This window comes from Terribacillus jepli (genome assembly GCF_047228925.1).
Classification (GTDB): Bacteria; Bacillota; Bacilli; order Bacillales; family Amphibacillaceae; genus Terribacillus.
The window spans coordinates 71692-93372 of the sequence record NZ_JBFEGH010000003.1; the positions used below are offsets into that span (position 1 = coordinate 71692).

The 21681-nt window shown below is 45.4% G+C and carries 17 protein-coding genes; 11 read left to right on the plus strand and 6 right to left on the minus strand.

The window, feature by feature from the left end:
* Positions 1-70: 70 nt before the first annotated feature.
* The gene (locus AB1K91_RS04525; protein ID WP_413088510.1) at positions 71-931 is read left to right on the plus strand and encodes a GRP family sugar transporter; all 861 of its coding nucleotides are present in this window, start codon (positions 71-73) and stop codon (positions 929-931) included.
* Positions 932-947: 16 nt separating this feature from the next.
* Complete coding sequence (gdh, locus tag AB1K91_RS04530) at positions 948-1733, plus strand: glucose 1-dehydrogenase (protein WP_413088511.1); 786 nt, start codon at positions 948-950, stop codon at positions 1731-1733.
* Between the two features lie 33 nt (positions 1734-1766).
* On the opposite strand, the gene AB1K91_RS04535 is transcribed toward gdh, so the two are convergent.
* The 3 genes from AB1K91_RS04535 to murA form a co-directional block, all read right to left on the minus strand.
* Complete coding sequence (locus AB1K91_RS04535; RefSeq protein WP_413088513.1) at positions 1767-2507, minus strand: glucose 1-dehydrogenase; 741 nt, start codon at positions 2505-2507, stop codon at positions 1767-1769.
* A gap of 4 nt (positions 2508-2511) precedes the next feature.
* Positions 2512-3018, minus strand: coding sequence for a metallophosphoesterase family protein (locus AB1K91_RS04540; RefSeq protein ID WP_413088515.1), 507 nt, complete (start codon positions 3016-3018; stop codon positions 2512-2514).
* Positions 3019-3109: 91 nt separating this feature from the next.
* The gene (gene murA, locus AB1K91_RS04545) at positions 3110-4486 is read right to left on the minus strand and encodes a UDP-N-acetylglucosamine 1-carboxyvinyltransferase (protein WP_413088517.1); all 1377 of its coding nucleotides are present in this window, start codon (positions 4484-4486) and stop codon (positions 3110-3112) included.
* Positions 4487-4706: 220 nt separating this feature from the next.
* Here murA and AB1K91_RS04550 point away from each other — a divergent pair, with 220 nt between their 5' ends.
* Complete coding sequence (locus AB1K91_RS04550; protein WP_413088519.1) at positions 4707-5348, plus strand: TVP38/TMEM64 family protein; 642 nt, start codon at positions 4707-4709, stop codon at positions 5346-5348.
* 118 nt (positions 5349-5466) lie between these two features.
* Here the strand turns inward: AB1K91_RS04550 and dat are convergent, their stop codons facing one another.
* Positions 5467-6330 carry a D-amino-acid transaminase gene (gene dat, locus AB1K91_RS04555; RefSeq protein WP_413088521.1) on the minus strand — a complete coding sequence of 288 codons (864 nt, stop codon included), beginning with the start codon at positions 6328-6330 and terminating at the stop codon, positions 5467-5469.
* Positions 6331-6605: 275 nt separating this feature from the next.
* Here dat and queG point away from each other — a divergent pair, with 275 nt between their 5' ends.
* Complete coding sequence (gene queG / locus AB1K91_RS04560) at positions 6606-7754, plus strand: tRNA epoxyqueuosine(34) reductase QueG (protein WP_413088523.1); 1149 nt, start codon at positions 6606-6608, stop codon at positions 7752-7754.
* A gap of 71 nt (positions 7755-7825) precedes the next feature.
* On the opposite strand, the gene nfsA is transcribed toward queG, so the two are convergent.
* A complete protein-coding gene (gene nfsA, locus AB1K91_RS04565; protein ID WP_413088525.1) occupies positions 7826-8575 on the minus strand; it encodes an oxygen-insensitive NADPH nitroreductase in 750 nt (249 codons plus the stop codon).
* Positions 8576-8820: 245 nt separating this feature from the next.
* Here nfsA and AB1K91_RS04570 point away from each other — a divergent pair, with 245 nt between their 5' ends.
* From AB1K91_RS04570 to AB1K91_RS04590, 5 genes are all read left to right on the plus strand, one after another.
* Positions 8821-9672, plus strand: a complete 852-nt coding sequence (locus AB1K91_RS04570) for an amidase domain-containing protein (protein WP_413088527.1) — start codon at positions 8821-8823, stop codon at positions 9670-9672.
* Positions 9673-9727: 55 nt separating this feature from the next.
* Positions 9728-10201, plus strand: coding sequence for a tRNA (cytidine(34)-2'-O)-methyltransferase (locus tag AB1K91_RS04575; RefSeq protein ID WP_413088529.1), 474 nt, complete (start codon positions 9728-9730; stop codon positions 10199-10201).
* Positions 10202-10356: 155 nt separating this feature from the next.
* On the plus strand, positions 10357-10662 hold the full coding sequence (locus AB1K91_RS04580; protein WP_413088531.1) for a helix-turn-helix domain-containing protein: 306 nt from the start codon (positions 10357-10359) through the stop codon (positions 10660-10662).
* 112 nt (positions 10663-10774) lie between these two features.
* The gene (locus tag AB1K91_RS04585; protein ID WP_413088533.1) at positions 10775-11797 is read left to right on the plus strand and encodes an HD-GYP domain-containing protein; all 1023 of its coding nucleotides are present in this window, start codon (positions 10775-10777) and stop codon (positions 11795-11797) included.
* Positions 11798-11891: 94 nt separating this feature from the next.
* Positions 11892-13787, plus strand: a complete 1896-nt coding sequence (locus tag AB1K91_RS04590; RefSeq protein ID WP_413088831.1) for a PrkA family serine protein kinase — start codon at positions 11892-11894, stop codon at positions 13785-13787.
* Positions 13788-13825: 38 nt separating this feature from the next.
* Here AB1K91_RS04590 and AB1K91_RS04595 read toward each other — a convergent pair whose 3' ends face one another.
* Positions 13826-14596 (minus strand): sulfite exporter TauE/SafE family protein, encoded by a 771-nt coding sequence (locus AB1K91_RS04595; protein ID WP_413088535.1) that lies wholly within the window; start codon positions 14594-14596, stop codon positions 13826-13828.
* Between the two features lie 97 nt (positions 14597-14693).
* Here AB1K91_RS04595 and AB1K91_RS04600 point away from each other — a divergent pair, with 97 nt between their 5' ends.
* Together AB1K91_RS04600 and AB1K91_RS04605 are read left to right on the plus strand one after the other, a co-directional pair.
* Entirely contained in the window at positions 14694-15590 is an 897-nt protein-coding gene (locus AB1K91_RS04600; protein ID WP_413088537.1) for a LysR family transcriptional regulator, read from the plus strand.
* A 157-nt stretch (positions 15591-15747) separates the two neighbouring features.
* Positions 15748-21504, plus strand: a complete 5757-nt coding sequence (locus AB1K91_RS04605; RefSeq protein ID WP_413088539.1) for a lamin tail domain-containing protein — start codon at positions 15748-15750, stop codon at positions 21502-21504.
* The last annotated feature ends 177 nt before the right edge of the window (positions 21505-21681 follow it).

Below are 21681 nucleotides of genomic sequence, written 5' to 3' on the forward strand. Positions count from 1 at the left end.
TTTTTTTATGCATAAGATACCATTCACTCCGTCATACTACGGTTAAGCATAATTGAAATGGAGTGACGTGATGGATATCCTTCTTGCCGTTCTGCCTGCATTGTTTTGGGGCAGTATCGTATTATTCAATGTCAAGCTTGGCGGAAGCCCTTATCATCAGATTCTCGGTACAACGATCGGAGCCTTGCTGCTTTCCATCGTGTTGTACTTCTTCGTGCGTCCGGAATTGTCGGGATTCATCTTTTTAATTGGATTCATATCCGGATTGTTCTGGTCTCTTGGCCAAACCTTCCAGCTGAAAAGCATCCATGCAATCGGCGTTTCCAGGACAATGCCGATCTCGACAGGCGCTCAGCTTGTCTCCACATCCTTGTTTGGCGTGATTGTATTCGGAGAATGGAATACAACCCGTTCTGTCATTCTCGGAATCCTGGCGCTGGTGCTGATCATCGTTGGGGCAATGCTTACTTCCAAACGCGCCAAGGGAGAGCAAGAAGACGAGGGGAGTCGGGGAGCTTTCCGTAAAGGGCTGATATTCATTACCATCTCGACGGTTGGCTATCTTGTGTATGTTGTCATAGCCAGGCTGTTTGGAGTGGATGGCTGGACTGCTTTATTCCCGCAAGCTGTGGGCATGGTGGCAGGCGGAATCATTTTGACGGTGAAATACAAGCCGTATGATTTGTACACAGTGAAGAATATAATCCCTGGTCTGATATGGGCTACCGGGAATATGTTCCTGTTTATTTCGCAGCCTCGTGTCGGGGTTGCAACAAGTTTCTCATTATCCCAGATGGGCATCGTCATTTCCACATTGGGCGGTATCTTCATCTTAGGTGAGAAGAAAACAAGGGGACAGCTAATCAGTATCAGTATCGGGATTGTCCTGATCGTTGTTGCCGGGTTCCTCTTAGGTTATACGAAATCATGAAAAAGGAGTGTTTCTTATGTATCCAAGTTTGCAAGGGAAAGTAGTAGTCATCACAGGTGCGTCCACTGGTCTGGGGAGAGCAATGGCGCAGCGTTTTGGCCAGGAAGGCGCTAAAGTTGTCGTGAATTATTACAATAATAGTGAAAAAGCTGATGAGGTTGTCCGTGAAATCAAAGACAGCGGCAGTGACGCAGTAGCCATTCAAGGCAATGTAATGGAAGAAGAGGATGTTAAGAAACTCGTCCAGACAGCCATCGATTCATTCGGTAAGCTTGATATCATGATTAACAATGCTGGTGTTGAAAATCCAGTTCCGTCCCATGAACTGCCATTGAAGGACTGGGAACGTGTCATCGGAACGAACTTGACAGGAGCTTTCTTGGGATCACGGGAGGCATTGAAGTATTTTGTCGAAAACAATGTCAAAGGGAATATCATCAACATGTCCAGCGTCCATGAAATGATTCCTTGGCCATTGTTCGCACATTATGCAGCAAGTAAAGGCGGCGTGAAGCTTCTGACGGAAACATTGGCGCTTGAATATGCCCCAAAGCAAATCCGAGTGAACAATATCGGACCAGGTGCCATCAATACGCCGATCAATGCAGAAAAGTTCGCCGATCCAAAGCAGAAAGCCGACGTGGAAAGCATGATTCCGATGGGATACATCGGCAAGCCTGAGGAAATTGCAGCAGTGGCTGTCTGGCTTGCATCTGACGAATCCAGCTATGTAACCGGAATTACATTATTTGCAGATGGCGGTATGACCAAATACCCGAGCTTCCAGGCAGGAAGAGGCTGAAAAAAGAAGACAATGCCCGCAGGCATTGTCTTTTTAATGTTCATACATCATTTTCCTGGTCATGCCGCCATCCACTACAAGATTTTCGCCGTTTATGAAATTATTCTCCGCTGATGTAAGGAATAGACATGCTCTTGCAATATCGGATGGTGTCCCGACCCGCTTGGATGGATGCTGATCATGATCGACAGGACGGAGGCTGTCATATTCCTTCGTTTCAATCCAGCCGGGGCTGATGCTGTTCACTGTGATGTAGTCATTCTGCAAGGACATTGCCAGTGCATGCGTGAGGGCTGTGATGCCGCCTTTGGTTGCAGCATAAGCCTCGGTGTCCGGCTCTGACATCGTTGCACGAGTCGAGGCGATATTAACGATCGAGCCGCCTTTTCCGCTATTTTTCATATATGCCGCTGCTTCCCTGCTTGCCAGGAAGGTTCCGCGCAAATTGGTATTGATGATGGAGTCCCATTCCTCGATTGATAGCTCAAACATATTCTTAAAAGCACTGATACCAGCGTTATTGATCAGGATATCAATTTGACCGAAATGGTCGAAGGCTTGCTGCATGAAGTTCGTCACTTCCTTATGCAGCCGCATGTCTGCTTGGAGTGCAAGTCCTTCACCTGCCATTTCCTGAACAGTCTGTTCGGCAGCAGCTTGATCCAAGTCAATTGCAGCCACTTTCGCACCTGCATAGGAATATGCTTGGGCAACAGCCTTTCCGATTCCATTTCCTGCTCCGGTTACGACTACGACCTTGTCTGTGAAATCCATTTTTTCATCCTTTCTTATCCTTATAAAAAATATGCCCAAGGGACCACGTACCATCCTCTTCCACAATCAGTTCCCCGAAAGAGAATTGCTCCTGTCGCCGCTTATCCGTAGGAGAACCGGGATTGAAGAGGACAAGATCCGATTCTTTCTTATGAATGGGGATATGGGAATGGCCATAAATCAGCAGATCGATTGCTACCTTGTGAAATTCCGCTCTCGCTCGCTGTTCAGTCGTTTTTCCTTTTCCGTGTCCATGAGTCAGACCGATTTTGAGTCCATGAAAATTCAGCAGCTGCTTTTTAGGCAATTTATCAATCAATTCAGGGCTGTCTATGTTTCCAGAAACAGCTGTAACTGGGGCGAAAGAGGAAAGTGAATCCAAAACACAGATGTCCTGGAAATCTCCTGCATGGATGATGTGGTCAGCCTGCTCCAGATAAGGAAGTAATGCTGATGGCCATGCCTTTGCCATGCGCGGCATATGGGTATCTGCCAAGATGGTGATCCGCATCGAATTCTCCTCCTAACACTGTCATAATACCCAAAAGCACGTTTCAGCAATCATAAAAAACCGCTCACCCAGAATGGGAGAGCGGTCTAGATCAATGCTGTACCTGATGCTCGGGCTGATGCAGGGTGATATCGGCACCAAGCTGTGTGAACAGCCCGACGATATCTTCGTACCCGCGTTGTATGTGTTTGACATCTGTGATCTTGGTCATCCCATCGGCAGCAAGACCTGCGAGTATCAAGGAAGTGCCTGCGCGCACGTCATGTGCCTTTACCGTTGCGCCTTTAAGTTTGGCCCCGCCATTGATGACAATCTGATGTTCGACTACGTCAATGTCTGCGCCAAGTTTTTTCAGTTCTCCAACGTGTCCATTACGGTTCGGATACACTTTATCAAGAATCGTACTAGGCCCCGCAGCCAAAGTCAGCAAAGTAGTCAGCGGCTGCTGAAGATCGGTTGCAAGTTCAGGGTACATTCCAGTCTGGATGCGTGTACCTTGAAGTGCAGTGCCGGAAGCTGTCATCGAGTCATCGTCTTCTGTGATTGTCATACCAAGCTCAATCAATTTGTTTGTGCAGCTCGCCAAGTGTTCAGGAATAACGTTTTTTACCGTGATACGCCCGTTTGTCACACCTGCAGCCATCAAAAATGCACCAGCAATCAAACGGTCCGGAATCACCGTATGCTCGATTCCGCCATGGAGGGATTCCACACCGTCGATGGTAATCTTCTCCGTGCCGGCGCCTTTGATTTTTGCTCCCATCAAATTCAGGAGATTGGCTAAGTCTACGACTTCCGGATCTTTGGCAGCATTATGCAAAGTTGTCCGTCCTTCAGCTTTGACCGCAGCCAGCATAGCGTTGATCGTTGCGCCGGATGTAATGACATCGAACGTGATCTCTGCACCTGTGAGTTTCTCACAAGTAACTTCATAATACTGCTGCTTGAAATCGAATGCCGCACCAAGTGCGGAAAGTGCCTTCACATGTTGATCGATCGGGCGCGAACCAAAGTCATCTCCTCCCGGATAACCGATTTGGACAGTTTTGACTTTATGCAGCAAAGCTCCGACAAAATAATATGAAGCTCGGAAATCTGAGGTTTTTGCCAAATCGAGTTTTCCGGATGTAATATGCCTGCCGGTCAGCTCATATGTGTTTTTTTCTATTTCCTTCATATTCAAACCGATATCCTCGGCAATGTCTTTTATCAATAAAATATCCCGGATGGCGGGAATATCATGTAATGTAATTATCTCATCTGTCAAACAGCCTGCTGCAACCAGTGCAAGTGCACTGTTCTTGGCACCAGGTATTGTGACTTCCCCAGTCAGCGGGCCGCTTTTTCTGACTTCAAACCATGCATTGTCCACTCTATTACGCTCCTTGTCTAATTTCCAGCTCTGAAAGTCAGAAGCAAAAGACCAGAAGATCAGGAAAACATTCCTGGCTTCTTCGTAATCCAACATTTCTGATCACTCTTCAGCGCTTTTTATCTGCTCTCATATGCACATAAAATTCATTTTACCATTAATCAGCCAAGAAGTAGATAGGGAATAAGTATTCCTATATGCAGTTTTTACCTTTATCATCGAACCATACAGATAAGAGCTTCATATACTAGCTGTATCGGACTTTTATGCTACAATGAAAGGGACTGGACTATACCGAGGGAAAGGCAGGCTCATCATGAAAGGAAAAAAAGTTGTCAAGGGCACGGCTATCGGGCTGCTTGTACTTTTTCTGTTTTGGTTTGTCCGGGAACATATCAACCTCTCACCTGAGGAAATTCAAGGGTGGATAGTTTCATTCGGGATCATTTCCCCGTTAATCTATATGGGAATATATACAATTAAACCCGTCATCTTTTTCCCATCCTCCGTATTATCGATTGCCGGCGGTTTGGCTTTTGGCTTTATCAAAGGAACAATCTTCATTTTGATTGGTTCCGCTGGTGCTGCAATCGTCGCATATTTTCTTGCGCACTTCTTTGCCGAACGGTTCGGGGATAAGGATTTCGGTGAACGTGTGGAGAAAATCAAGCAGAAACTGCATGATGAAGGATTCTTCTATGTATTGGTCATGCGTGTACTGCCGGTTTTCAATTATGATCTGGTCAGTTATGTTGCCGGTCTGACAAATGTTAAATTCAAGCAATATATAGCCGCCAGTATAGTGGGCGTGCTCCCGGGGACGATGACTTATGCATTGGTTGGATCAAGTATCGTATCCTTTAATTATATGTATCTCGCTATTATTCTTTTGATTATATTGATTTGTGCTTTGATCGGTTTCTGGAAACGAGACAAGATCAAGGAAATACTGACTTAAGGCAGCGCGGGCTGTCTTTTTTGCTTCAAACAGATATGTCATTTTTAAAAAGAATACAAGCTTTCGAGGTGAAAAAGACCAAAAGGCAAAGGACTATCTCTGCCTTTTGGTCTTTTGTTCATGCGAATGCTGTCGCGTGTATTCCGCTTTCTTTCTCGTAGGCGCGCTGCAAGACCCGGGTTTTATCACCTGGCACACCGTTGCTGATATGTTTCCCTTCAATTTCAATGACCGGCATGATTTCGCTGGTTGTGCTGGTGATGAATATTTCATCGGCATGAAGCAGTTGCTCGATTGTGAAAGCTGTTTCCTCCACTTGCAGCCCGGCTCTTGATGCGAGTGCCAATACCCTTTTCCGGACACAGCCATGCAGGATATTATCGGCTGCTGGATGCGTGTAGAGAATTTGTCCCTTGATGATGAATACATTCGATGACGAGCCTTCGGTAACAAGGCCTTGTTTATGAAGGATGGCTTCGAAGGCCTTTTTTTCCTTAGCTGTTTGCTTTGCCAATATATTTGGCAGAAGGTTCAGGCTTTTGATGTAACACAAATCCCATCTGATATCATCTGCCAGCACAGCTCGCACGCCTTGCTGAAGCAGGGAGACAGGTCTGTCACTTTGTTCGATATAAGCATAGAAATTACTAGGAACATCAGGGAAACTATGTTCACGAGGAGCTGATCCGCGGGTGACTTGCAGATATAGTTTAGCATCCGTTTGTACGTCGTTTCGGTCTGTCAACTTTAGGAGCAAAGTTATCAATTCATCTTTCGTAAATGGTACCTCCAGCCGGATAGCTTCAGCCGAACGGAATAACCGGCCGATATGTTCTTCCAGCAGGTCGTACTTTCCTTGATAGATCCGGATGACCTCATATACGCCGTCACCGAATTGCAAGCCTCTTTCTTCGAAGGGATATAAAAGTGATTCTTTCGTGATTATTCCATCTTGTGTCAACACATAATCGTATAAGCTCATAATTCATACCTCCCTTAATTTACATCCAGTATAGCAGAGCTGAAAGCCAATGGCGGGAAAGAAATTTGTCGAATTTTGAATAGAGTGTTGCACGCATGTAAAAACCTTGTTATACTACCTAACATACTATTTATAAACCGGGGTATTCATTTAGCTCTTCATGCACTTGTTCATTACCCCTGAGCCAACGCAGTGTCTCGTTTTAAACGTAACGAGGCATTGCGTTTTTACTATGTATGATGTGGAAATAATGATATTAGGAAGGAGGCCGTATAATGGATGCAGAAAAGCTGAAGCAGGAGCTGATTGCATACAGCAAAACTATCGGGGTGGACAAAATCAGGTTCACAACTGCAGATGTCTTTCAGGAGTTAAAGGAAAGACTGAAGCAGCAGCAGGAAAACAATTATCAGTCGGGCTTTGAAAAAGGGACGATTGAAGAACGGACCGAACCGAAAAAGCTCATGCCTTCTGCACAGTCCATTATTGCAATCGCACTCGCGTATCCTTCCAGACTGCCGAATGCACCGAAAAGTACGAAGGAAGAACCGCGTGGGCTGTTCTGCCGTGCCTCCTGGGGAATGGATTATCATGAAGTGCTGCGGGACCGTCTGAATAAACTGGCTGCTTTTCTCGCAGAAAGGGTGGACGGCTTCACCTGCCGCTCGATGGTTGATACGGGAGAGTTATCCGACCGAGCTGTTGCTGAGCGGGCAGGCATCGGTTTCAGTGCCAAAAACAGCTTTGTCATCACGCCGGAATTCGGTTCATATGTGTACCTTGGTGAAATGATCACCAATATACCATTCCTCCCGGATGAGCCTGTTGAAGATAGCTGCGGTACATGTACCAAATGCATTGATTCCTGTCCGACAGGGGCTCTTGTCCAAGGCGGGCAGCTGAACGCTCAGCGCTGTATCGCTTATCTGACGCAGACAAAAGACTTCCTGCCGGATGAATTCCGTTCCAAGATAGGAAACCGTATTTATGGCTGTGATACTTGTCAGCTTGTTTGTCCGAAGAACAAAGGAATGGATTTCCATTTACATGAAGAAATGGAGCCTGACCCAGAAGTGGTGAAACCGCTGTTGAAACCGCTGCTTAAAATGTCCAATAAAGAATTCAAAGCTAAATTCGGGCTGATTTCCGGCTCGTGGCGTGGCAAGAAACCGATACAGCGAAATGCAATCCTGGCTATCGCGCATTACAAGAGCTCATCAGCTGTACCTGATTTGATAGACCTTATGGAACAAGATCCGCGTCCTGTGATTCGCGGAACGGCTGCTTGGGCAATCGGTAAAATCGGATTACCCGAAGGTTATGAGGCCATCAGAAAAGCGATGGATAAAGAACAAGATGAACAAGTACGTGAAGAAATGGAAAAAGGGTTGCAGTTTGAGCGACAATACGAAGAAGCACATTAAAAAAAGGAGCGAAATTTGCTCCTTTTTTTATCGATTGCGATCAGCGAGAAGATTTTCCCGAGCAGCGGCCTTTAATGTTGTGCCCAGCCTTTCTGTGTGATGAAATCCCTCATATATACCCGCTTCGGTATCCTCAATTTATCAGTAGCCTGTTCCGTCCAAGTTGTTTTCCGGCTGTTTTCGGAGCGTTCCACGTAATAAGCTTGGATCGTACGATCATATTCTTCCAGCTGGGCATTGAGCATGCCTTTATCCACATTGTATCTATTTTCATGATAGACACTTTCAAAAGGCAGCCGTGGTTTTTTCTCGCTCACCTTTTCTGGATATCCGACAGCGATCCCGAACAGAGGCAGTACATGCGCTGGTACTCCCAAACTAGCAGAAACACCGGCCAGATTATTTCGGAGGCCGCCGATGTAGCAGATACCCAATCCCATCGATTCCGCTGCAATAGCAAGATTTTGAGCGGCTAATGAGGCATCGATCGTTCCGATCAGCAAGGCCTCGGTTCCTTGGATTGTTTCAGAAATATCTGCCCGCAGATTGCTGGCCATTTCCTTATGGCGATAGAAATCAGCGCAAAAAACGAAAAAGTGGCCGTTTTTAACGACATATTCCTGACTGCCAGCATAAGTGCTGAGTTCCTTTTTTACTAAAGGATCGCTTACCCCGATAATCGAGTATGCTTGGAGGAAGCTCGACGTGGATGCTGCTTGTGCAGCGGAGACGAGTTCCCTGATTTGCTCCCCTGAAAGTTGTTCGGACGTAAAAGATCTTACTGATTTGTGACTCAAGATGGTTTGCAAGACGTCAGACATCGTATTCTCCCCCTTTTTTATAAGGATACACAAATTTGTCACAATTGTAACTAAAAATGTTTGCGCTTTCATAAACGGAATCAGCCAAGCTCCTGAAGCATATACTGCCATGATTCTACATACATACAAGTGAGGTGGGAGCATGGAGACATTCATGACTATATTATCTGTATTTGTCGTGGGAGGCTTGCTCCTTCTGCGCGGATATGCTATGTCATATCGAAGGAAGAACAGGAGGGATAGAGATGGGGAAGAGTGAACAGCTGGCGGAATATTGGATGCAGGAAGTCGACGGGAAGAAAGCTGGGAATTGGCTCGTAAACCGGATTGCCTCCCATGAGAAAGACGGGGCAAAAGTTGCACAGATTCGCGGGGAAGGCACAATTTTGGGTGAGGAACATGATGGGGAAGAAGACATCATCACTTATCGGCTATGTGCAACCTTCCTCATTCATAAGCAGCATGCGACGTATCATGAAGAGGAAGTGCATACACATGTAGCCCGTTTGCGTGAGGGGCAGATCATTCAAGATGAACGAATCGAGGATGCCGTGCAGCCGCATGTTCCAGGGCTTGTCGTTTATGAAAGCAATGATGAGGATTTTGACCGCCAGTTCAACTATGACAGACGGGCTGCTGTACAGTATGCCGAACGTTGGTGGAATGACTATAATCCTGCTTATAAGAAATTTGAAGTCGACTGTACGAATTATGTTTCCCAGTGTTTGCGGGCAGGCGGGGCACCGATGAGGGGGGAACCGGATCGGAATTCGGGATGGTGGTTTAACGGAGAAAGCTGGAGCTATAGTTTTACGGTGGCAAATGCTTTGCGCTGGTACTTGAGCGGTTCGACGCAAGGTTTGCGCGGACAGGAAGTAGCCGATGCAAGGCTGCTCCGGCCTGGGGATGTGATTTGCTATGATTTTGAAGGGGATGGCAATTTCAATCATAATACCATTGTGGTAGCCCGCAATGCACAAGGTGAGCCGCTGGTCAATGCCCATACAGCCAACAGCAGGATGCGACATTGGGCTTATCGTGACTCTCCTGCCTATACGGAGAATGTTGTTTATAAATTTTTCCAGATTGGGGTATGATCTCTGCTTATGCTATACTAATAAGGTTGAAAGTTAAAAGCAGAGGTGAAAGTATATGCCAAGACATATCGTACTATTCCAGCCAGAGATTCCGGCTAATACAGGAAATATCGCTCGTACCTGCCTTGCAACAGATACGACTTTGCATCTGATCCGTCCGCTCGGTTTCTCGACGGATGACAAAATGCTGAGAAGATCGGGATTGGATTATTGGCATGACGTTGATATTCATTATTACGATAGCATAGAAGCGTTATATGAACGATTTCCGGAAGGTGTCTTTTATTATATAGAGAACTTCGGTACCAAGCATTATACGGATTATGATTTCAGTGATACCGACCAAGACCTTCTATTTGTCTTCGGACGCGAGTCGACCGGTATTCCAAAAGATTTGCTGATAGGAAAAGAGGAGCAATGTCTCCGGATTCATATGACAGATAAGGTCCGTTCTTTGAATCTTTCCAATACTGCTGCAATCATCATATACGAAGCTCTTCGTCAGCAAGGCTTTGATAGGCTATCATAAACTGCACCTAGCGTGCAGTTTATTTTTTTACTAGTTGTTTAGACATAGTCAAATTAGGGATAATGTAGTACTTTTACCGGTTTTATTTGGTAGCAATATACTAATGTCACTTATATCCGGTGGATTTACTGATATGAGGCGGTATAATGGAGTGCATGAATAATGTGAAAGATTACACGTTATTGCTTCGCGCATTTGGGGATAAACTGCGTTATCTGAGGAAAAAACAGATGCTGACACAGGAAGAGTTGGCTGGCATGGCGGGTTTTAATCGATCGTACTATTCCGATATCGAAAACGGAAAGCGGAATATATCTTTTGTAGGCATCAGTAAATTGGCCATAGCGCTGAATGTGGAGATGGCTGAATTATTACCAACAAAAGAGGAATATACTAAGCTGCTCGATTTGGAAGCAAGACACAGCCAGGAATCGATTACATACATATACGGCAACTGTTGAAAGGCACTTGTGCAAAACAGGGGCGTAGGGATAGGGATTCTATGGCAGCCAGTTGCAAAATGGAATCACAGGCTGTAAGATATGGCAGTTTTTTTGTAAAAGGAGAATGGAATTGATTTTAAAACGAAAACGCATCCAAGATATACTGCTTGGTGATATCATGGGCAGTGATATCGTTCTGGCAGATAAGACTAGAGTGGAGAAAGGGACAGTCATTACGGCAGCTTTACTCGATCAGCTGAAACAAAACAGAGTGCCGTCTGTCATTGTCGAGACCGAAGAGGAAGCTGCTGCTGATCTATTCAGCAAGTCAGATCGTCTTCAGCAGATGATTCAGGCGCTGCAAGAGAAAGAAACCGATCACCAAGCCACTTATAAGCGGAGTATGGAAAAACATTTCTACACGAACCTGTCTTATATTGCATTCGAGTATCGCTACGGTAAATTGCTCTATGAAGAAGAGAATATCCGTTTCTTGAAGGATCTTTACGTAAAAAGCTTGAAGACGATGGGACGCAGCAGTCTTTGGCATCTTCTCGAGCAGCGGGATCCATATGCTTTCATCCATTCCTTGGATGTTTTCGTCATCGGTACAATGCTTGCTTATCATATGAATGTCGTCCAATTGGACCTGTGTGCAACGGGATATTTATTTCACGATATCGGAAAACTGGAAATACCCCGGGAAATCCTGGATAAAACATCCACATTGACGAAAGAGGAATACGAAATCGTTCAGACACATACGGTCAAAGGAGAGGCGCTTTTGAATCAAGCGGGCGAACCGTTGCTAGGACGCTATGCCAGAAGCCATCATGAACGGCTGAATCGAAAAGGATATCCGGATGGCGCATATTTGCCGGAATTGGGAGTAGACCTGCAAATATTGGCAGTTGTCGATACCTTTTCAGCTCTCACGCTATCCCGTACCTATCGGGAAGTATTGCCGGCAACGGAAGCCATCCAGCTGATGTTGGAGATGTCGGAAGCATACCCGAAAAAAATTGTTAAAAAACTGGCGCAGCTCATGCATATATTTCCTAGTGATATGAGAACGGTTCAGCTGGATGATGTCATGATGGATGAATACACGAATGAAGCGCATATGGAATTAGGATGGAAGCAGAAGCCGTAAGCACGTTTGTGAATTGCTGGCATGATAGCTGATTCCCGGGCATACATTAAGGTAATCGCCTTTTGTCTAACAATGCCTGGGAGGTTAATGAATGATGAATATATTGGATAAGGTACAGCAGTATCGCCAGGAACAAGAGAAACTTCACTGGGAAGGAACACTCGCCGATTATCTGCGTTTATTGAAGGACCGTCCTTATCTTGCTCAATCTGCACATTCCCGTGTATATAATATGATCAAGCATAAAGGCATTGAAGAGGAAGATGGTGTAAAAAGCTACAGCTTCTTCAAGGACTCATTGTTCGGTTTGGAGGAGCCGCTGGAGAAGCTGGTTGAAGAATACTTCCATCCGGCAGCTCGGCGACTGGATGTACGCAAACGGATCCTGTTGCTCATGGGTCCTGTAAGCGGAGGTAAATCCACGCTTGTCAGCCTGCTCAAACGAGGACTTGAGGAATATACACTGACGGATGAAGGGGCCGTTTATGCTATCAAGGGCTGTCCGATGCATGAAGATCCGCTTCATTTGATTCCGGTTCATCTGCGCAAGGATTTCGAAGATGAGTATGGTATTCGAATAGAAGGCAATCTATCACCTCTGAACTTGATGCGGCTGGAAGAAGAATATGATGGCAGGATTGAAGATGTCATCGTTGAGCGAATCTTCTTTTCCGAAGATAAACGATCGGGTATCGGTACATTCAGCCCTTCTGATCCGAAGTCGCAGGATATCGCGGATTTGACTGGTTCCATTGACTTTTCCACCATCGCGGAATATGGGTCGGAATCGGATCCGAGGGCTTATCGTTTTGATGGGGAGCTCAATAAAGCCAACCGCGGGTTGATGGAATTCCAGGAGATGCTCAAATGTGATGAGAAGTTTCTTTGGCATCTGCTTTCGCTGACGCAGGAAGGCAACTTCAAGGCTGGTCGATTCGCTTTGATCAGTGCGGATGAACTCATCGTTGCGCATACCAACGAATCTGAATATCGTTCTTTTATCTCGAATAAAAAGAATGAAGCATTACACTCCCGGATGATCGTCATGCCTGTTCCTTATAATCTTAAAGTTGATGAAGAAGAGAAGATTTATCAAAAGATGATTGCTGAAAGTGATATCAAGGATGTTCACATCGCACCGCATACGTTGAAGATTGCAGCAATGTTCACGATTCTTACTAGATTGAAAGAATCGAACCAAGGCGGCATCAGCTTATTGAAGAAGATGCATTTGTACAATGGGAAGCTCTTGGAAGGCTTCAGCGACGCAGATATCCAGGAACTCAAAAAAGAACACAGTGATGAAGGTATGAGCGGTATCGATCCAAGATATGTGATCAACCGTATTTCCAGTACTATCATTAAAAAAGAAATGCGTTCCATCAATGCATTGGATGTACTTCGTTCTTTGAAAGATGGCCTCAGCAGTCATGCTTCCATCTCAAAAGAAGATCGAGAACGTTATTTGAACTACATTGCAGTAGCGCGCAAAGAATATGATGAGATGGCGAAGAAGGAAGTGCAGAAAGCATTTGTCTATTCCTATGAAGAATCTGCCAAGACATTGATGGATAATTATCTGGATAATGTTGAAGCTTATTGCAATAAAACAAAGCTCCATGATCCGCTTACTGGGGATGAAATTCCTTCTGATGAAAAATTGATGCGGTCGATCGAGGAGCAAATCGGCATTTCTGAAAATGCCAAAAAGGCTTTCCGGGAAGAAATCCTTATTCGAATTTCGGCTTATGCCCGCAAAGGGAAAAAGTTCGACTATCAATCCCATGAACGGCTGCGGGAAGCTATCCAGAAAAAGCTGTTTGCAGATTTGAAGGATGTAGTTAAAATTACGACATCGACCAAAACTCCGGATGAGCAGCAGCTGAAGAAGATGAATGAAGTAGTCGCGACATTGATAGATGAATATGGCTATAACTCCACATCGGCAAACGACCTTCTCCGTTATGTAGGAAGCTTGCTGAACAGATAAAATAAACCGCCGGAAATTCCGGCGGTTTATTTGTATGGTTAGGCGGATAAAAGCAAAAATCCGGCGAATATAGGCAGCAGTACCATGGCCGTTTTTAAATAGACTGGACGTACACGCTTTGTGAATTTGGCTCCGATATATGAGCCGATCATTGTTCCTGCGACGACTTCCAGCAAAAGCTTGATGTCCAAGAAACCGAGTTGCGCATAACCGACGCCTCCTGCCAAAGCAATCGGAATGATGATCATCATCGTTGTACCGGCAGATTGCTGCGCGGACAGGCCTAGTAAAATCAAAAGACCGATTTGGATGAAGGGGGCGGAACCAATTCCAAATAATCCAGACAGTGCCCCAGTTAAAATGCCAAGCAGTGCAGCAGCAATGAAGTAGACAACGTTGTTTTTGTAAATGAATGCACTTAGCATATTTTCCTTGTCGGCAGGTTTACTCATTAGCAGAAGTCGGATGCAAAGCACCACACCAGACAGGACGAGCATGCCGGCTGTAAGGTAGTTCAAGATATCTTCCGGGATGATGCCGGAAAAGTGGGAACTGATGAAGGCGCCAGCTGCGCCGAAGACACCGATGATAAGGCCGGCCCGCAATGTCACATTTCCCTCGCGGTAGTGACTGACAGCACCTGAGAAAGAAGAGAACAGCATGGACGCAAGCGCCGTTCCCAACGCAACATGGATCGGAAAACCGAACAGCACTGTCAAAATGCTGATGATGAATCCAGATCCGCCAGCTCCGACAAAGCCGATGATAAGACCGGCAGCAATCATAATTAATATAATTTCAATAGCCATAATAATACTTCCCTCATTTCTAGTTGTAATTTTATTTAACCATAGTAAAATGCTGTTGTATAATGCATAAAAAACATACGACCAATGCAGAAAGGTTATGGGTGATTCGATGGAATGGCAGCAACTGGTTTATTTTAAGGAAGTCGCGGAGCGGGAGCATTATCTAAAGGCAGCAAAAGCTTTGGCCATATCCCAGCCAGCCTTGAGCCGATCGATCCAGAAGCTGGAGGAACAACTCGGTGTCCCGCTTTTTGAGAAAAGAGGAAGGGGTATTGTTAAAAGCCGCTATGGGGAAGCTTTTTATACACACGCAGTCAACATACTGGGGGAGATGGAGAAGGCGGAAAAGCACATACGTAAAATGAAAGATCCGCACTATGGGGAGATTACCCTCGGTTTTATGAGATCGCAGGGTCTTCAGCACATACCACGGCTGCTGAAGCAGTTTAAAGAACTTTATCCATCAGTGGAATTTTCCCTGAATCAAGGCTCGACAGAAGAACTCATTAACCAGTTAAGAGAAGGGAAGCTTGATTTGTGCATCTGTAATATGGATCAGGGAGTGGAAGGGCTGTCCTGGCGGAAGCTATGGACGGACCAGCTTTATGTATATGTCTCTGATACACATCCGCTTGCACAAGAAGAGCAGCTAGCATTAAAGCAAATAGAAAAAGAGCCTTTCCTGCTCATTCGGCCAGGTTACAGCGCCAGAGTGATGTTTGAACAGATAGTGGAAAAGTACGGTTTGGAACCAAAAATAGCACTCGAAAGTGAAGATATGATGACTATATTAGGCTTCGTCGCTGCCGGACAAGGAATTGCCCTGCTTCCATCCATGGAAACGCTTCATATGCATCATGTCAGAAGCATTCCACTGATGGAACCAACGGAAAGAAAAATCGGCGTTGCCTGGCGGGAAGGCAGTGTATGTTCACCGGCTAGTGAACATTTTATTGAGCAGCTTGTCACCTACTCGACACAATTCTGGAAATAAAGCGATGTAATGTCGCTTTATTTTTTTATGGTTAACTATTTGGTGTATTTTGTCGAAGTATTGTGACAACAATTTACAGCTTATTAATAAAACCTTAATACATAAGTTCTAGAATGAATGCGGGAGGACGATTCCAATAAAAGATAGGGGGAGCTATATGAAGCGTTCATATCGAGTGGCAGCTGGTCTCAGTGCATGTTTGCTGCTCATGCAGACAGTCGTGCCCGCATCCATTCCAGTTGCAAAAGCAGAAGAGAAACTCCGTGATAACAAGGTTTCGATCACAGAAGTGTATGGAAGCGAAGGGCAAGATGTGGAAGGTTTCTCTTTTATTGAAGTACATAATGGAACAGAGGAAGCGAAGTCGTGGAAGGAGCTTGCGCTTACCTACACAACAGACCAGGATAAGAAGCTCGAATTCCAAGAGCCGGATGAGCAAATCCCAGCAGGAGGCTATGCCGTACTTGCTTTGGACAATGAGGCTACAGTCGAAACTTTCAATAGTCATTTTGGAACTGAGCTGGCCGAGGCAGCATTCACTAATGTAACAGAACCATACATATTCCAAGATGGAGAGCAGCAGCTAGTCATCACCGACACTACAACCGATCAAACTTCCGTGTCTGTATTCCACTTTCAGGATGTCGAGCAGGCAGAAAGCATCCATTTCGCAAATGATCAGAAAACACCAACCATCCTGGCAGCGCCATCACCAGGTTCCGAAAAGATAGAACCAGACCAAAAAGAAGATACAACGGAAAGTCCACAGCCGGATGCGCCAGATCAGGACGTGAAGGAAGATCCTTCGGATGAGAATGAGCAGGCGGCAGATTCAAAGACAAAAGACCAAGAACAGCAAGAGCAAGCGGAGGCTTCGGATGAAGGACAGCCGGCTGCTGAAAAAGAAGGGCAAGGTGAAAAGCAAACAACAGAAGAAACCGAATCAAATAAAGAAACGGCACAAGAGGGACAACCTTCCCTAATCCATGAAGCGATCACCAGTGCTGATGGAAGCAGTGATCTTACAATTCGTGCTTCCATAGAGAATGGGAACGCAGATTCCGCTGTGCTTACTTATATTACTGCCCCAGGCATGGCTGAACAGAAAGTGGATATGACAGACAAAGGTGATGGAACTTGGGAAGCTGTCGTTCCTAAAGAAGTGCTTTGGAGCCCTTCATTCCAATACAGCATTGAGGCGGTTAGCGGAGATTCCCCGTTACGTTTTCCTGAAAGTGGTTTGCAGCAAACGGATATAGCGACCGTTGAAGCTGATTCGCAGACGCAGCCACCGGTCCTTATCACGGAAATAGTTCCTGATAGTGATAACATCAGCGGTTCGGATGCATATGAGTTTATCGAAGTGTATAACAACTCCGATCAGCCGATGGATCTCCAAGATTACAAGTTATCCTATCAATATCCTGATGGCAGGCAGACAGATTGGGATATCGATCGCTCTGTCACACTGGAGCCTAAAGGTAAAGTCGTAATCTGGATCAAGAATGGTGCCAATCAATCACTTGGATTAACTGATTTCAACAGCCATTATCAGACTGATCTCACAGAAAATCAAGTTATTGAAATTCATAATGACGGGATGGCAAATGGGTCAGCCCGAACGATCGCGTTCCAAACGGACAGCGGAGCGCAGCTTGCTGCAGCCAGCTACAATGACGCAGAAGGAATCGATGACACATATCCGAATCAGGGCATTACTTACAAAGCTTCGGGTGCCGCACAGATGACAAAGGTAGGGCTTCAGCTGAAGGCTTCTCCAGGCAGTTTGATTGCTGGACAAGTTCCATCGGAAACGGTGAAGGTGGAAAAGGATGAAACTGCGCCGGAAATCACACACGAGCCAGTGAAAACAGTATCCATTCCTGCACCGCTTCAAATTGAAGCGCAAATAAAAGAAGAGAATTTCATTCAGCATGTCACACTTTACGTCAAGAAAGAAGGCGCAAGTGAATTTGAGCAATTCAGTATGCAGAAAACCGGGGAATCCTATCAAGTGGAGATTCCGACTGCTGAACTGGAAGCAGGGACACTGCAATATTACATCGAAACTTCTGATGGGTTCAACAGTTCCAAAACAGATACGTTCGAGGTGGAGGTGAAGCAACCCGATACGGATTATACTACTCTTCCTTCCCTGCTGGTCACAGAGTTGGTTCCTGATTCCACCAATGTGAACGGTGCAGATGGTTATGAATTCATCGAAGTCTATAACAATACGACAGCACCGGTCGATATGCAGGATTATGATTTGGCGTATGTGTATCCGGATACGAGAGTGACTGCTTGGAGACCTGATGAAAGTCCAGTCATCCAGCCTGGTGAAACAGCTGTATTCTGGATTATCAACGGTTCCAATAATGATTTGACAGCTGATGATTTCAACGCAAATTATGGTACGAATCTGACACTTGGTGAAAACTTGTTCAAAGTTCAAACCGGTGGTATGGCCAATGGCAGCCAGCGTGGGGTTGGTGTTGCTACAAAGACAGGCAATACGATTGCGATGGCAACATATAACGAGGTGACCGGTGTCAAGGATACTGTTGCCAATATGGGAATCAACTACAAGTATCCACTTGATGGTTCGACAAATATGCTGAAGCTGAACGCTGGTACCGTTGTTGGTACCCCCGGAAGTGTCACTTCTGACCAAGTACCAGGTGAGCCTATTCAAGTGGAAGAGGACACTGCAGCACCGGAAGTGAAGGATCTGACGGAAATAGACACCATCAACCAAACAGAAGATTTGCCTATTACGGTCGAAGCTTCTGATGATAAAGGTGTGAAACGTGTAACAGTATATTATCGAACTGACGAAAACGGCGAGTTCAAGCAAGTCGATCTCACGAAGAATGAGCAGACAGGCTATTACCACCACACTGTTTACACGCCGGAGCTGATCGCAAAGGATTATGTGGAATATTATGTAACGGCAACGGATGGATTCAATGAAACAAGGACCAAGACAAAACGAGTCAATATCGAACGTGATCAAAAGGAAACGAGTCCGCGATTGAATGTGGAGGAGGGGCAGTTGCTTTCCGGGACGTACAAGCTGAAAGCGACCTCGGATACCGAACAGGAAACCACACTGCTGATCGACGGAAAAGAAGTTGCGCAGACCGCCAAAGCACTGGAAACAAAGGCGTATTTTGCTTTTGATGTGAATGGCATCAATACGTATTTTCAAAATGCAGTTGTACAGGACGGAGAAGTTCTGCACATATTTGATGATTGGATCGATACGTATACAACCATTACAGTTCCTGTGGATCCGGATACCCTGGAGGCCGGGGAAAATACAATCAGTATCCATGCCGGAAATAAAGCTTCCCCATTCCAGTTGGAATCCCCAGAGAACAGGGATGACTTCGATGCGAAAAATGTTCGTCTTGTTCTGGGGGATGGCACTGTCTTGTACGATCCGGCATTTGCAGATCCTAACCAAGTGATTGACATTGGTGATAACGGAAATTATCGTCCGGTTCAAGATTTCACATTTACTATCGATCCGGAGAAATTCAAAGCGAAAGCCTACGATTGGGATACAACGAAAATCGAAGACGGTACACATACGGTTGAGGCAAGAGATGGAGAAGCATCCGACAAAGTATCCGTGACGGTTGATAACACTGCTCCTGTTATTGAGACGGCAATGGAAGACGGGAAATCTTATAAAGGGCCATTCACGATCGAGGCAAGTGCAGAAGATGCATTGAGCGGACTGGATAGCCTTACGGCCGAATTGGATGGGGAAGAAATCCAGCTTCCATATGAGACTTCTTCTGCGATCTTATCAGCGGGTGACCATAAGCTCGTGCTACGGGCTGTTGATAAAGCTGGGAATGAGGAAGTGCACACAATTAATTTCTCCACTCCGGACGAGCATCCTGTTGCACCCGAATTGATCCAACCGGAAGATGAAGCAGGCAATGTCGGGAAGAATCCAGAGCTTGAAGTGAAAGTAACTGATCCAACCGGAGATGATATGGACGTTACTTTCTACCAAGGACATAAATATAAAGTAAGCCAGGATAGTGAAATCAAAGCCTACAAGAATGCTGCAGATTATGAACCGCCATCCGACTATGCGCCGGAAGGGGAAGAAGCATTCAGCAGCGAGGATATTGATAAGGTTGCGGATGTAGATGACAAATATCTCATCAATGACAGCGAAACGCAGTTCCCTTATCATCGATTCGAGGTTCCTGTTTCCAAGGATGTTGACGACAAAAATGTCGTTGAAGTCAATTGGAGCGGTAATTCCCTGCCAGGGCGCAAGGTTTCCATGTATGCATGGAACCACCAAGAAGAAGATTGGCAGCTAATCGATTACAAAGTGGCAGGGGACGAGGACTTTGATTTACAAGGTTCCGTAAATGTTGATGCCTTTGTGAAGGATTACAAGATCAATGTCCTGATTCAGGATGAAATTGCGATCGAAGACGAGGATTATGATTATTCCTTCGTCTGGATGTCCGATACGCAGTATTATTCTGAAAGCTATCCGCACATTTACAACGATCAAGTGAACTGGATTGCGGAAAATAAGGATAAGTACAATATCGACTATGTCATCCATACAGGTGATTTGGTGAACTTCTCAGACCAGCCGTACCAGTGGGAAGTTGCGGATAAAGCAATGCAGGTATTGGATGATGCAGGCATTCCTTACGGCGTTCTTGCTGGTAACCATGATGTGGAACAGAAAAGTAACGACTATACGGAGTACTACAAATATTTCGGAGCGGACCGCTTCGAAGATAAGCCTTGGTATGGTGGTTCCTACAAAAATAACAGGGGACATTATGATTTGATTTCCTCGAATGGCAATGACTATATCATGGTCTATCTTGGTTGGGGGATCGAAGAAGAGGGCATAGCATGGGCCGATGCAGTACTGAAAGCACATCCAGATCGAAAAGCTATCCTTAACTTCCACGAGTATCTGTTGTCATCAGGCAACCGTCATCCGATAGGTGAACAACTCTATCAGGAGCTTGTCCTGGATAATGAAAATGTATTTGCGGTTCTATGCGGTCACTATCATGCTGCCGACATGCTCGTTGATGAAATCGATGATGATGGCGATGGTGTGACAGATCGCAAAGTATATCAAATGCTGGCCGATTATCAGGCAGGTCCTGAAGGCGGGCAAGGTTACATGCGAATCCTGCTTTTCGATGCAGAGACTGATCAAATCAAAGTAAAAACATATTCTCCATATATGGATGATTACAACTATTATGATGAGGAAGAATTCCCTGGTGTAGACGAATTCTCAATCGGTTTGGAATTGGATGCGCAGAAAAAACGTGTAGCAACCAACTATGTCGAAGTGAATGTCTTCGGTACGAAAGAAATCGGGAAAGCTGAAGATGTGAAAAGTGGTGAAAGTGCTTCTGTAACTTGGGATGGACTGACTTCCGATCATGAATATGCATGGTATGCCGTAGCAGAGGATGCACATGGCGGAAAAACAAAATCCGACCTTTGGACCTTCACTACGGAAGGGGGAGCTCCTGATCCTGGAGACAATGGCAATGAACCACCGGCGGAAAACCCGCCAGGCGGGGATGATAACGGGCAAGAGGATCCGATCATCGACGATGGAGAGAGCCCTCCTGGCGACAATGAGGAAAATCCACCTGCCAATAACGGTAATAATCCACCAACAAATAACGGCAGCAATGGGCAGGGGGGTAATACGATTACACCGATTGCCGGAAATGCTTCTAATGTACCTGGGGATTCCAAAAAAACGACACCATTCGGCGGAATCCTGCCTGATACAGCCAGTCATCTATATAACTACCTTTTGGCTGGTGCAGTACTTTTGGCTCTAGGGGGAGCATTGTATTGGTTCAATAAAAGAAGAACAAGCAACAAATAAAGTTGGAGGATAATTGGAAAAAAACTTTCCGATTATCCTCTTTTTTAATTTAAAAAAGCAAAGAATTTTTCTTCCTGAAACTAAAATGTAAAAACGCTTTCAAAATAATGATATTTATGAAAAGTGGTCACATAAACCCTTATATATCAATAAAGAAAGCGTTTTAAAAAATTTCTT